At 53.4% G+C, this 13,989-nt stretch carries 11 protein-coding genes; 9 read left to right on the top strand and 2 right to left on the bottom strand.

Annotation, left to right across the window (positions count from 1 at the left end; translation table 11 throughout):
• Positions 1–179 precede the first annotated feature (179 nt).
• From BMZ79_RS19955 to BMZ79_RS19930, 6 genes are all read left to right on the top strand, one after another.
• Positions 180–1,163 carry an ABC transporter permease gene (locus BMZ79_RS19955; RefSeq protein WP_090642891.1) on the top strand — a complete coding sequence of 328 codons (984 nt, stop codon included), beginning with the start codon at positions 180–182 and terminating at the stop codon, positions 1,161–1,163.
• Positions 1,164–1,178: 15 nt separating this feature from the next.
• A complete protein-coding gene (locus BMZ79_RS19950; protein WP_090642888.1) occupies positions 1,179–2,060 on the top strand; it encodes a carbohydrate ABC transporter permease in 882 nt (293 codons plus the stop codon).
• Between the two features lie 65 nt (positions 2,061–2,125).
• Positions 2,126–3,757 carry an extracellular solute-binding protein gene (locus BMZ79_RS19945; RefSeq protein ID WP_090642885.1) on the top strand — a complete coding sequence of 544 codons (1,632 nt, stop codon included), beginning with the start codon at positions 2,126–2,128 and terminating at the stop codon, positions 3,755–3,757.
• Between the two features lie 95 nt (positions 3,758–3,852).
• On the top strand, positions 3,853–6,171 hold the full coding sequence (locus tag BMZ79_RS19940) for a glycoside hydrolase family 95 protein (RefSeq protein ID WP_090642883.1): 2,319 nt from the start codon (positions 3,853–3,855) through the stop codon (positions 6,169–6,171).
• Positions 6,172–6,293: 122 nt separating this feature from the next.
• Positions 6,294–8,066 (top strand): sensor histidine kinase, encoded by a 1,773-nt coding sequence (locus BMZ79_RS19935; protein WP_256252935.1) that lies wholly within the window; start codon positions 6,294–6,296, stop codon positions 8,064–8,066.
• On the top strand, positions 8,023–8,724 hold the full coding sequence (locus tag BMZ79_RS19930) for a response regulator transcription factor (protein WP_256252901.1): 702 nt from the start codon (positions 8,023–8,025) through the stop codon (positions 8,722–8,724). Before BMZ79_RS19935 ends, BMZ79_RS19930 begins: the two co-directional genes overlap by 44 nt.
• Before the next feature lie 58 nt (positions 8,725–8,782).
• Here BMZ79_RS19930 and BMZ79_RS19925 read toward each other — a convergent pair whose 3' ends face one another.
• Entirely contained in the window at positions 8,783–9,643 is an 861-nt protein-coding gene (locus BMZ79_RS19925; RefSeq protein ID WP_143089002.1) for an AraC family transcriptional regulator, read from the bottom strand.
• Positions 9,644–9,848: 205 nt separating this feature from the next.
• On the opposite strand from BMZ79_RS19925, the gene BMZ79_RS19920 reads away from it, so the two are divergent.
• Together BMZ79_RS19920 and BMZ79_RS35190 are read left to right on the top strand one after the other, a co-directional pair.
• Positions 9,849–10,802 carry an aldo/keto reductase gene (locus BMZ79_RS19920; RefSeq protein WP_090642875.1) on the top strand — a complete coding sequence of 318 codons (954 nt, stop codon included), beginning with the start codon at positions 9,849–9,851 and terminating at the stop codon, positions 10,800–10,802.
• A 68-nt stretch (positions 10,803–10,870) separates the two neighbouring features.
• The gene (locus tag BMZ79_RS35190; protein ID WP_256252899.1) at positions 10,871–11,002 is read left to right on the top strand and encodes a hypothetical protein; all 132 of its coding nucleotides are present in this window, start codon (positions 10,871–10,873) and stop codon (positions 11,000–11,002) included.
• A gap of 405 nt (positions 11,003–11,407) precedes the next feature.
• Here BMZ79_RS35190 and BMZ79_RS34340 read toward each other — a convergent pair whose 3' ends face one another.
• Positions 11,408–11,557, bottom strand: a complete 150-nt coding sequence (locus BMZ79_RS34340; RefSeq protein WP_177222228.1) for a hypothetical protein — start codon at positions 11,555–11,557, stop codon at positions 11,408–11,410.
• A 1,346-nt stretch (positions 11,558–12,903) separates the two neighbouring features.
• Between BMZ79_RS34340 and BMZ79_RS19915 the strand changes: the two genes are divergently transcribed.
• Positions 12,904–13,920, top strand: a complete 1,017-nt coding sequence (locus tag BMZ79_RS19915; RefSeq protein ID WP_090642872.1) for an ABC transporter substrate-binding protein — start codon at positions 12,904–12,906, stop codon at positions 13,918–13,920.
• The last annotated feature ends 69 nt before the right edge of the window (positions 13,921–13,989 follow it).

Below are 13,989 nucleotides of genomic sequence, written 5' to 3'. Positions count from 1 at the left end.
GCCGGCCATGCGAATACGATCTTTCCTTTCCAACGCCATCCGAACAGAACGGCGGTTCGGGATGCGATTGTCCGGACTCGCGGCCATTCGGTCTTCAAAAATGACAACGCTTTCTTAAGAATGTTGGCTTACGACGGCGCTATCTCGGAAGGTACACTTATGACAAAGGAGGAGCAGATATGGAGTTGGATACGCGGGTCCCGGGAATGACGGGAAGCACAAAGCCTCGAAGGCAGGTTTGGAAGCGGTTTAAAAAGCAAAAAACGCTGCATCTATTCGTCGGGCTCGGCATGATTTTTCTATTGGTCTTTGCCTATACGCCCATGTTCGGCATCCTAATGGCATTCAAGCAGTATTCCATCTCTTCCGGGATCAAGGGTATTTTTACGAGCGAGTGGGTGGGCTTGAAGCATTTCAAGGAATTCATGACGGACTACCAGTTCGGAACGATCGTTCGCAATACGCTGGCATTGAGTCTTCTGAAAGTGTTTTTCGCTTTTCCCGCTCCCATATTGCTGGCGATTCTGCTGAGCGAAGTAAAGAACCTGACATTCAAACGATGGGTTCAAACCATCAGCTATATGCCTCATTTCATCTCGTGGGTCGTCGTCGCGGGCATCGCTTTCGCCTTCCTGTCAACGGATGTCGGCATGGTCAATAAGGCCCTTCTCGGACTCGGCTTGATCGACAAGCCGCTTGACGTATTGACGAATCCCAATTACTTCTGGGGACTGGCAACGGGAAGCGCCGTCTGGAAGGAAATGGGCTGGTGGACGATTATCTTCCTAGCTGCCATAGCGGGCATCAACCCGTCGTTATATGAGGCTGCGCAGATCGACGGAGCGGGCCGATTGGCCCGAATTCGCCACATTACGTTCCCCGGCATGAAAGGAACGATCGTCGTCGTGCTTATTCTGACCATCGGAAGCATTCTTGGCGGCGGCCTGGTCGGCTCCAATTTCGAGCAGTCGTTCCTGTTCGGCAACAGCATCAATAATTCGACATCGGAAATCGTGCAAACCTACGCGTTCAAAGTCGGATTAAAAGACGGAAGATTCTCCTATGCGGCAGCTATCGATCTGATTCAGTCCGTCATTTCCGTTATCTTGATTTTCTCCAGCAACTTCATTGCCAGACGTACTTCGGGATCAAGTTTATTCTAGGAAAGGGGAACAGGCATGCAGATCAGCCAGAAACACAAAGCCCGCATCATGGATACCCTGATTTATGCCGTACTGGCCATTCTGACGTTATCGATGCTTTATCCGTTCTATTACGTCCTGATTCTTTCCTTCAATAAAGGAACCGATTCGCTTCTCGGGGGCGTCTATCTATGGCCCAGAACGTTCACGTTCGAAAATTACGCGCGATTTTTGGATGATCCTCTCTGGTACCGCGCTTTTTGGGTCACGATTATGAGAACGCTTGCAGGTTCCGTCCTCGGTGTCCTTTTCACTTGCTTGGTCGCGTACGGATTGTCGCACCGCGATCTGCAGTTCCGTAAAAGCTACTTTGCGATTATCATCTTCGCGATGTACTTCTCCGGCGGATTAATTCCGTATTACGTGGTGTTACGCGCCGTCGGATTGCTGAACACGTTCGGCGTCTACGTGATCCCTTCCATGCTGAGCACGTTTTTTCTGCTGATCGCGATTTCGTTCTTTCGGGATATTCCGGGCGAATTGAAGGAATCGGCTTACATGGACGGGGCTGGGGAGCTCGTTATTTTCTGCCGGATCATCCTTCCCGTCTCGATGCCGCTGATCGCGACAATGTCGTTATTCTTGGGCGTCGGTCAGTGGAACTCATGGCTGGATTCGGCTTACTTCGTGCAATCGGAGGGTCTGCGGACGCTCGCCTTCAGAATGATGGAGGTGATCAACAAGAGCAACTCGCCGATGGACGCCATAGCGGTCGCGAACAGTGCCTCGGCAGGCGTCACCAGCTATTCGCTTCAGGTAGCGGCCATGGTGATTTCTATCGCGCCGATCGTATGCGTGTATCCGTTTCTCCAACGATTTTTCATTCAAGGCATCATGCTCGGTTCCGTGAAGGGCTGATTTTTCGTTGGTACGTTATTAAAGCGCTTGCTTTAATATAAACATCACTTGTTGGAGGGGTTAAAGTGAACCGAAACAAAGCGAAGAAGGCTCTGCTCCTATCGGTGGTCCTCATGATGACGCTTGCGCTGATGTCCGCTTGCGGCAGCAACGGCAATAACGGCAATAGCGGCGTTAGCGGCAATAGCGGCACTAACGACGCCGGTCAGAAGGAAAACGAGGGCGTCGCGAACTCGTCCGAGACGACTTCCGAACAGCCCGCGAAAAGCAACGAGGCAGAGGAGCTGTCCTTGTTTATCGATGCCTCCTGGTATCCGGTGAAGGAGTGGAAGGGTTCGGTTGCCGAGAAAATTACCGAAAAGACGGGAATCAAGCTTAAAGTGACGGTCGCCACCGACGACAAGCAGCTTCCGCTCATGATTGCGTCCGGCGATCTCCCCGATCTGGTCTTTACGAACGCGAACATCGACCGGATGTCCGATTCGAAGCTGTCCTATCCTTGGAACGAGCTGATCGGGAAATACGCGCCCGACTTTAAGATCGATCCGATACGGATTGCGATCCACACGATGGATGACGGCAATTTCTACACGGTGCGCAACTCCTTCGCGACGCAGGAGGAAATGGCGCAGAACAAATACTCGATCGGCAGCGACGGGAATCCAGGCATTGCGGTGCGCGAGGATATACTGAAAGAGCTCGGCAATCCGCCAATAAACACCATCGATGATTTCGTGAAGGTTTTGGACATGGTCAAAGCGAAATATCCGGACATGATCCCTCTGATTATGGATAAAGACTGGATCGAGCAATACTTCCTGACGCAGTTCGGCGTCGAAGGCCTGCTGGACGGCTGGTACGAGCGGGACGGCAAAGTCGACTATGCGATCAGACAGCCGCAAATGCTGGAATTCTTCAAGTTCATGAACCGCCTGTACCGCGAAGGGGACATACTGGCGGAGAACTTCGCCTATACGAACGATCAGATCGACGATCAGTACGCGACCAGCGGGAAGGCATTCGCGCATATGCATACGGTCAGCGTTGCGGACTCGGACAATGTCAAGGTCAAAAACGCCGGCGGCTCGTATACGTTCCGCATGCTGCCTAGCTCCATTTCGGCAAACGCGAAAGCGGTCAGCTCCGGACTGGGCTTTGCGGGTACGTTTATCACGAAGAAAAACAAGGATCCGGAGGCGTCGATCAAGTTCCTTCAATATCTGGCGAGCGACGAAGGCAAAAAGTTAACGATGTTCGGCATCGAGGGCGAGCATTGGACCTGGAACGACGAAGGGTATCCGAATTTGAAATACGATCCGTCCGATTCCGATTTCGTCAACAGCAACGGCATCAAATGGTGGTACCTATACAACGACGGCGTTACGGAAGGCATGCTGAGCTACGTGCCGGGCGCGCAGAAGACGAAGGCGTTGATGGAGAGGAAAGCGTTCACGGTCTATAAGCCGGAGCTCGGCTTGATCCAACTGCAGCCGGATTCGGACGAGAAGACGATCAAAACGAAGATCGACGAGATGATCAAAAACGAGAAGGTTAAAATCTACTTGGCGAAGTCGGAAGAAGAAGCCGTGGCAAACTACGAGAGCATGGTGAAGAACGCCGAGAAGATCGGCCTGGATCGCTTGGTCGAATGGGCGAACGAAACGTATCAGAAAAAGAAGGATTTGTTTAAAAAATAAGACCGAGTCCGGCTGGAGCGCCTTGCGTGCCGGCCGGACTTTGCACGCTATATTGCAGGCAAAGGCCAATAGGAGAACGGAGAGGCGGGATAGCGATGAAGCTGGAATATGATTCGCCCGGCACGGCATGGAAAGAGGCGCTTCCGATCGGCAACGGACGGCTGGGAGCCATGGTGTTCGGTTCAACGGAAACGGAAAGAATCCAGATTAACGAGGAAACGTTGTGGTCGGGGGCGCCGCATGATTATAACCGGCCGGACGCGGGGCAGTATTTGCAGGAAGTCCGGAGCCTGATTTTCAGCGATCGGATCGAGGAGGCGGAGCGGCTGTTTCTGGAGCGCATGATGGGCGAGCCGATCCACCTGCAAGCCTATCTGCCATTTTGCGAGCTGAATCTGGCCTTCCCCGGGCAACGCGAGGTGACGCGATATCGGCGCGAATTGGATCTGGGGCGAGCGGTGGCGACCGTATCCTATGAAGCCGACGGATGCGAATACACCCGCGAAATCTTCTGTTCGCGTCCGAGCGGCTGCCTCGTGATTCGGCTTTCGTGCGGCGAGCGGGGCCGTATCGCCGTAGACGCGTCTTTGGCCAGCGTCCATCCCGATGCGTCCGTTCAATCGGACGGCAGCCGCGCGATTCGGTTGACGGGACGAACGGGCACGCGCAAGGGGCCAAGAAAGTGGAGCGGCTCTTGGGACGGTCCGGGACTCCGATTCGAGGGCAGGCTCGCGGCTTTTTGCGAAGGCGGCTCGTGCGCGGCCGGCGACGGCGTCCTGCGCATCGCGGACGCGAACGCCGTAACCCTCGTTTTTGCCGGGGCGACAAGCTTCTTGAACTACCGCGACATCGGGGGCGATCCTGCGGAATTGAACGATCGGCATATGGCGCGCGTCTCCGGACGGCCTTATCGCGAGCTGCTGGACGAACACGTCGAAGACTATAAAGCCTTGTATGAACGGGTCTCGATCAGGCTGGGGGGAGCCGGGGCGGACGAGGGAACGGACGGCAAGCGGCTTCCGACGGATCGGCGCCTACTCGCCGTTCGGGAGACGGAGGATCCGTCGCTCGCCGCGCTATATTTTCAGTTCGGCCGGTATTTGCTTATCGCGTCTTCCAGGCCGGGCGACCAGCCATCCAATTTGCAAGGCATATGGAACGAAGAAGAATGGCCGGAATGGGGCAGCAAATGGACGACCAACATCAACGTCCAGATGAATTACTGGCCGGCGGAGGTCGGAAACTTGCCGGAATGCCACCAGCCGCTGTTCGATCTGATCGACGATCTTCGCGTCACCGGTGCGCGCACGGCGGAAATCTATTACGGCGCGAGAGGCTTCGTCGTCCACCACAATACCGATTTATGGCGCGCGGCGGCCCCGGTCGACATCCATGCGGGAATTTGGCCGATGGGCGGGGTATGGTTGGTTCAGCATTTATGGGATCACTTCGAATACAATCCCGACCTTGACTTTCTGAGGGAACGGGCTTATCCTGCCATGAAAGAAGCCGCTCGATTCGTGATGGACTTCCTGGTCGAGGCTCCCGAAGGCGTCAAATTCGCCGGCCTGCTGGTTACCAATCCTTCCTATTCGCCGGAGAACGCGTACCTGGACGGCCGCGATCGAAGAAGGCATCTCACGACCGCGTCCACGATGGACTTGCAGTTGATCCGAGACTTGCTCGAACGTTGTTTGATCGCAAGCGAGTTGCTGGGCGAGCATGCGGAGTTCGAACACGAAATCCGAAAGGTACTGGACCGGATGCCTCCCATGCAAATCGGACGATTCGGCCAACTGCAGGAATGGCCGGAGGATTGGGATCGACCGGAAGATTCCAATGGCCACGTATCCCACCTTTACGGCTTATACCCCGGCAATCAAATATCCGAGGATACGCCCGACACGTTCGAGGGGGCGCGCAAAAGCCTCGAGCTGCGCCATCGGAGCAAGGACCGAAGCGTGGCTTGGCCGGCTGCGTGGCGAATCGCGCTGCACGCCAGATTGCGAGACGCGGAGCGCGCGCGCAAGCGGCTCGTCGACCTCATGGCTGGATCGACCAATCCGAATCTGCTCAATCAGCATGATCCGTTTCCGATGCAGATCGACGCCAATTTCGGCGCGACCGCGGGCATGGCGGAGATGCTGCTGCAAAGCCGATCCCGCTATCGGGACGGAACAGCCGAATACGAAATCGAATTGCTTCCTGCCTTGCCGGAATCATGGACGGAGGGCTCCGTCTCGGGCCTTCGCGCCAGAGGGGGATTCGAAGTCGGCATGACTTGGGCGGATGGAAGCTTAACCGGCGCCGAGATCCGTTCCCTTTGCGGGATGGCTTGCACGCTGCGCTACGGGAAGCAATCGATCCCATGCCTCGTGAAGGCGGGCGAATCGTTTCGATTTGATCCGTTCTGACGGTAACCGCAGTTTGCGGAGTCGCAATTCCGGAAGGATGCCCTTCTGTAGAAGTTCTTGCGTACGCGATACGTTAACGTGATATGGATTCCGCATCGGGGGGAAACGCCGCCGTGAGCATCATGCGCAAAATCGTGCTGGGTTACGTGATTATGATCTTCATCCCGGTTCTGGCGTTCGGGTATCACTATTACACGCAGATCTACGGCAACCTGACGCAGCAATTCGTGGAGAGCAGGCAGAAAATCCTGGAGCAGGCTTACGCCAATCTGAAAACGGATTTCGCCCGCATTCAGTCGGTCCACCGGGTGCTGCAATACAATCCATACTTGACCGATTATCTGGACGGCGTATACGAGTCCGACGCGGACAGCGTCTACGCATTGACCCGATATATTCTCCCGTTGAACACGCAATCGATGTTCGCCAATCCCGAGATCGAATCCATCGTCATTTATAAGATGAAGGATCGGGTATTGCCCGTCACCAATCTGTTTCGCGACTGGTCTACGCTGGATCCGCTAACGGAACGCACCGTCTCGTCCCTGAAAGCCGGCCAGGGGAAATGGGTGCGCTCCGATCCCGCGGCGCCCGATCCGGACCTGATCTACTACCAGTATATCTACAATACGCAAATTACGGAGCGAATCGGCCTGCTTGAGATTCGGGTAAGCAATCGTCTAATCCATAACTTCTATGCGGCCGCGGGCGTGGAAGGAAGTTGGAGAGGACTGCTGTTGTCCGGACAGGGAGATCCGTTGACGAACGAAGCGCCGTCGTTGGACAAGAAGACATTGCGTCTTCTGCAGGCGGATGACCGGGGATTTTTCATTAACCGGCAAACGATCGTCAATCAGCTGAAGCTCGAGCCGCTGGACGTTCGCGTCATCGTCACCGGTCAGGTGGGGGACGTATTCCGTTCCGTGAAGAAGAAGGAAATCGTCTTGGTGACGATGATCGTGCTGCTGTTGATCGCCTTATCCGTCGCCTATTACCTGCTGGCTTCGACGATTACCAAACGAATTCTACGGTTGGCCCGGCATATGCGTACGCTGAACGACAATAACCTCAGGCAGCTGACCATCAAGAGCGGCAGGTTCGAAAAGGATGAGATCGGATTCCTGATCGTCACCTATAACGCGATGGTCCGGCGAATGCACGAACTCATCAACAACGTCCATCGAGCCGAGATGCGCAACAAGGAAGCGGCCTACCAGGTGCTGCAGGCGCAGATCAAGCCTCATTTCCTCTATAACACGCTCGAGACGATCCGAATGGTCGCCGAAGCCAACGACGACAAGGAAGTCGCCGATATTTCCTTTTGGTTCGGGCAACTGATGCGCTACAGCTTGTCGTCCGCGGGGGAGGAAACGGTTCTGGCGAAGGAAATCGAGATGGTTTCCTTTTACATGAACATCCACAAAATGAGGCTCCAAAGCAGGCTGACGTTCGACATTCACGTTGCATTGGATGCCGAACGGCTGGCTTGTCCGCGCTTCCTTTTGCAGCCGCTTATCGAAAACGCGATCGTGCATGGCGCTTCGGCCGTCCTTCGGCCCGTTCATATCTCGCTGCGGGCGACGGAAACGGAAAGCACGATTACGATCGATATCTCCGACAGCGGCAACGGGATCACGCCGGAGAAGCTGCTCGCGCTTCGCGAACGGATGTCCAGGCACGATGAGATCAGGAAAGCGCAGGAGCCGGCCGGCGTAGGTTTGAAGAACGTCAACGAACGAGTCAAAAGCTTCTTCGGCGGAGAATCCCGACTCGAAATCCTCAGCGAGCCGGGCAAAGGAGCCTGCTTGCGCATTATCATTGCAAAAAGGACGGTGGCGGACGTTGAAGATCTTGATCGTAGACGACGAGCCTTTGATTCTGAAAGGGTTGGTTAAAATCGTCGAGGAAGTCGCGCCGGCCGGTTCCGATATTTGCTCGGCCTTGAACGCCCCGGAGGCATTGGAGACGATGAAGCGCTATATGCCCGAAGTGACGATAACGGATGTTCACATGCCGGAGAAGAACGGATTCGAATTGATCCGGGAAGCCAAGCTCGAGGGGCTATGCGAGCGATTCATTATTTTGTCCGGCTATGACGAGTTCGACTATGTCCGCCAGGCGCTTCGCTCGGGCGTCGTGGATTACTTGCTCAAGCCCTTGGACAAAAGGGAAATCGCGGCTCTGCTGGGCCGCGTCAAGGAGGAGCTTCCCGCCACATCGGATTCGGAATACAGCCGGCACGCCGAACGGATACTGGCTTATTTGCAATTGAATTACATGAACGACTTGTCCCTCGATCATCTCGCGGATCGCATGAGTCTGCATCCGAATTACATTAGCAGCTTGTTCAAGAAGGAGACGGGAGACACGCTCGTCAATTACTTGAACGCGTTGCGAATCCGGGAAGCGCAAAAACTTCTGAGAACGCAGCCGCATTCGACCGTTTGCGCGATCAGCCGGCAGGTCGGCTTCGACACCAAACACTACTTCGCGAAGGTATTCAAAAAATACACGGGAACGACTCCCGGCGCTTACCGCGGACATCAGGATTGAACGCATACGGTTATTGCTCTTCTCGCGCAAACAGCTTCGGAAGCGATTGCCTTTCATCTTAGTCCTGCTTCCGGAATTGATTGGGCGTCACGCCGGCGATCTTCTTGAAAACCTGATGAAAGTGAGGCAAGCTCTCGAATCCGCATGCCGAAGAGATGGTGCTTACGTTTTCTTCGGTCTCAAGAAGCAGTTCCTTCGCATGAACGATCCGTTTTACGTTAATGAATCTGGTCACGTTCATCCCTGTTAATTGCTTAAAGACGCGGCTGAAATGAGCAGGACTGACCGAAGCCATTGAACACAGGCGGCTAAGCCCGATGTCTTCCGTGAAATGATTGTCGATATAGAGCAAAATATCCCTTACCCAATTGGGACCTTTAAAGGCTGCGTGACTCTTATGCTGCTTGCCGTCGTTTTGATCGCGATTGATTTCGAGAAGCAAACGTTGGGTGTCCAGAAGAACGGCGTGACGATAACCTAACTTCTGCAACCGTAATTCAGCCTCGATATGGGTAAGAATGCCTTCAATGCGCATTTGAAGCTCTGCGGAACAAGCCATTTTAAAGATGCGATTTTTTCGGCTTTGATTGAAGCATTGCAAATAGGTAAACGCTTCTCCGATTATAGGTTGTTCGACGAAGAGCGGGCTCAAAAACAGGGCCGTGGACGTAACGGGCTCTTCTTTGTCCGGGAAAGCACGGTGAATCGTGTTCCCCGGAATGATGAAAAGATCGCCTTCGCGCATATCATAAATCGTTCGGTCAATAAAGAACGAGCCTTTGCCGCGATGTACATAGACCAGTTCATACCAGTCGTGAAGATGGTCCGGCAGCTCGTTCTGGGGCGTTTTTGTGTCTCTGAACGCAAGGGAGAACGGGAAGTCCGGCAACGATTCGAAGTTTTTCCTAACAGGTCTCAAAACCAATTCGCTCCTTTGGAAGGTTCCAATAAAAGATAGCAAAAAAGCGTACAAAATTGCAATGTTTCACTATTTGATTCGATTATTTTGCTGATAAATTTAAGAGGAGAGATGTAATGTCGAATGGCACAGACTGCCTCGTAATCGCGTCGGCAGTAGAACCTTCGCGCAAATCCAAGATTAATAGACGAGGTGATGCTGAAGCATGAGATATCGAAAACTCGGCAAAACGGGACTGGACGTTTCGGTTCTGAGTTTTGGGGCTTCTTCGCTTGGCTCCGTGTTCCGGGACACCAACGAGGACGAGGCCATTCGCACCGTACATGAAGCCATTGACGCAGGCATTAATCTGATCGATGTGTCTCCCTACTATGGATTAACGAAGGCGGAGACCGTGCTGGGCAAGGCGATTGCGGAGCTGCCTCGGGATCGATTCCTCTTGTCGACGAAAGCCGGCCGATACGGCATGAACGACTTTGATTTTTCCCGAGAGCGGATCGTGAGCAGCGTGGATGAGAGCTTGAACCGCTTGCATACGGACTACATGGATCTCTTGTTTTTGCACGATATCGAATTCGTGCCGGCAGCCATCATTATCGAGGAGGCTGTTCCTGCGCTTTTGAAGCTAAAGGAACAAGGCAAAATTCGATTCGCGGGCATTTGCGGACTTCCCGTTCAATTGTTCGAGAAGCTATTGCCTCAAGTAAACGTGGATGCGATTATCTCCTATTGCCATTATTCCCTGAACGATACTTCATTGCTCGGGCTGCTGCCTTTACTCGAAGAGAACGGAATCGGTCTCGTAAATGCGTCCCCGCTATCCATGGGCCTACTAGGAACGCGCGGAACGCCCGATTGGCATCCGGCGAGTCAACAGATCAAAGAAACCTGCATGAAAGCAGCGGAATACTGCGCGGCACACGGTACGGACATCGCCAAGCTGGCCGTCCAATTCTCGACCGGCCATGAACGCATTCCAACAACGCTGGTTAGTACGGCGAATCCGGCGAACATTCGCAACAACGCAAGGTGGACGGACGAGCCTATTGATGAGGGACTGCTAATGAATGTATTGAAAATTTTACAACCCATTCATAATGAAACTTGGATAAGTGGCCGGCTTGAATATAATGAAGGCATTGAAATGAACCGTTCATGAAAGGCATGATTTGCGCGGAAATGGTATTGTCGATGGAAGTAGATTTCAAAGACACGAACTCGGGCTAGATGGTCGGCTTCGGCTATATCATCGGCGGCATTCAAGTGCTTTTGCTCGGGTCGTTGTTCCTCGCGCTGCGGCCGAAGTTCGCCAATGAACAGCAGGCCATGCACGCAGGCCAACAGACGGAACGCATTTAACTTTAATCATATAGCGCTTGCACGTTCAAGAGACAGCGATTCGTCGCTGTCTCTTTTTTGCGATTTGGGAGCGCTCTGGAAACCGGAGAAAATTCGGCATCATAAACGTGAACGGGTATAAGCGGTTATTTCGTTTCAATCTTATGTTCATCCCCCCTAATCAAGTATCGTTCGTTTTATTGGTTAGGTTGACCCCATTTTTCTAAACCCGTCCACGTCCGGAGGATCGAGCAAACGCTCCAGCTTACAAATCACCATCGCATGACGACTTAAATGACTCGCCTGTCAGCAGCGCCGTTGCATGAGCGGCTGAAGCATCTGGCGAGGCGTGAATATGTTGTTTTTATTCTTTGTAGATTCAAGGCGAGTTGGAGCCCTAACAGAAGCGATGACTTCACAACCCATTTAGTCTTCTGGGGTACGATCCAGATATAGACGGGTTACGGAAGTTGAGTCGCCTTTTTCAATTTCCTCTTCGGTAGCCTTCTTTTCAAGCGGATCGTGAGTGTTCATACCCGGAGCAAACGTAGGCTCTTCTTTTTCAGTATCTTTCATGAACGATCACTCCTTAAAGTTTATGGAGGAAGAGTGGGGTGCCCGAGGGCACTCTTACCGGTGAATGATGGAGCAAATGCAGCATTTACGTTTCATTCCCTTGAGTTGCTGAAAGTCTTCACGGTACATGCATTTTATGGTAAGTCGCCTCCGCGGTTAGTATGTCCAGTGGTAGAAAGTGCATATTCAAAGAATTGCAGTGTCTCTGGCTCTTGGAGGCTAAGTGCTGCCAGAGAGACAAAACGTTCGTTTGGAGTGAGTTGATTAAATGCTCGCAAACGCATCGCTAGTAACGCTGGCGTTCAACGTCAAGCTGCGCATCCGCAACCCGCACAGGCTGGTTTACGTGGTCGGCCGCTCGGCCATGCCTGCCAGCGGCTAACGGTATTGTCAACCTGAAGCTCCAAGCGGGTTTTATACGCGGTTCTCTTGTTGGACTATGTTGAGGGAGAAATGCCGAGACGGACTATCGAGTTCGACCTTGGTACAATGCTGTTCGATTTCGCAGAATCCTCAAAACCCATGCCGATTGATGTCGTCTGTTGCCCTATATTCTAGTAAATGAGCATAAACCTAAATCATTTAATAGATTCTTTACATAACTTATAAAGATCTCATGATAAAGGAGTTGATTTATTTGCCAGAACAACGGTCACAAGGTAACAATGGGTCTCGTGGCAACAATGGTTCCCGCGGCAACGACAAGTCCCGTGGCAACAACGGATCTCGCGGCAACGACAAGTCCCGTGGCAACAACGGATCCCGCGGCAACGACAAGTCCCGTGGCAACAACGGATCTCGCGGCAACGACAGGTCTCGTGGCAACAACGGTTCCCGTGGCAACGAAAGATCACGTGGCAACAACGGATCTCGCGGCAACGACAGGTCTCGTGGCAACAACGGTTCCCGTGGCAACGACAGGTCCCGAGGCAACAACGGTTCCCGTGGCAACAAGCGTTAAACGTAATGCGGCCTCTTCAAAAATTAAAGCAAAGTATATATCAGATGACAGAAACCATTGTTATTAATGCCGCGTGATCGCGGTTTTTTTGTTTCATGAAATAAAGTTCTTGCCAATACCAATTGAAGTTGGGTTTGCTTGGCCTGATTGGCCGGCTTACGCTCAGCTTTCTGCCGACCCCAGCGCATCGCAATTCGCCTGGGGCGGCTTTTTCGTTTGCCTGTTTCCGGGCGCGCCGGGGTGGGGCATTCTCGGGGTTTACGGCGTGCGTCCTAACTACCAGGGCGCGTGGTAATTATTGAGAAATTGTGTCCTCACGACCTATAGCCAAGTCAAGCCGAAGTGCGTTAGCGTGGTAGTGAACGAACTTGAAGGAGGTAACGGAATGAAGAAGAAGATGCTGACCGTTCTGCTCTTATTCGGGGCAGCGCTAGCGGCGGTGACCGGCTGCGGGAACAAGAACGATGGCGCTTCCGGTTCAAGCGCCAAACACTATTCCATTGCGATTTCGCAGTACGTGGAGCATCCGTCTCTCGATGCGACGCGGGAGGGCTTCCTTGCGGCGCTGAAGGACGCAGGCATCGTAGAAGGCGATAACCTCAAGGTGGATATGAACAACGCGCAGGCCGATGCCGGCAACAACCTCTCGATAGCCCAAAAGATCGCATCCGAAGATTATGACCTCGTTCTCGGCATTGCCACTCCGTCCGCACTCGCCATCGTGCAGCAGGAGAAAGAAAAGCCGGTTCTGTTCGCAGCGGTCACGGATCCGCTGAAGGATAAGATTGTCGGCAGTCTGGACAAGCCGGGCGGCAACGTCTCCGGCGCTTCCGATACGAATCCGGCAGCAATCACGCAGTTGATGGATTTTATCGCGAGCAATTTCTCGGACGTGAAGACTGTCGGCATGGTCATTAACGAGGGCGAATCGAACGCGGTTATCATGGCGGATTATGCGGAGAAGGCGCTTGCGGCTCACGGGATCAAGCTTCTCAAAGCGCCCGTAACGGGAACCTCCGAAGTCAGCCAGGCGGCGGAATCGCTTGTCGGACGGGCAGATGCCCTGTACATCGCACTGGATAACTCGGTCGTCAGCAGCGTGGATTCCATCATCAAAGTCGCAAACGACAACAAAATCCCGTTCTTCTCAAGCGACCGGGATACGGTGGAAGCGGGTGCGTTTGCAACCGTCGGCTTCAAGTACTTTGACCACGGCTATCAAGTCGGTCAAATGGCGGTCGATATTCTCAAGAACGGCAAGAAACCGGCCGATATGAAAGTAACCATCCCGGACAAGCTGGATTTGATTCTCAATCTGAAGGCCGCGCAAGCACAGGGCATCACGGTGACGGACGAGATGAAGAACCAAGTGAAGGATCAATCGGCCAACATCATCGAGTAACCACGAGTAACCACGATCGGGGCGAGCGGGTAAAGGCGCTTGCCCCGTTTCCATGAGGAGGCTGGGCTG

Origin of the sequence: Paenibacillus sp. UNC496MF, assembly GCF_900113915.1 — a bacterium.
GTDB classification, from domain to species: Bacteria; Bacillota; Bacilli; order Paenibacillales; family Paenibacillaceae; genus Paenibacillus_Z; species Paenibacillus_Z artemisiicola.
Note: the sequence above shows the minus strand (reverse complement) of the source record. Positions and strands in the feature narration are given on the sequence as shown.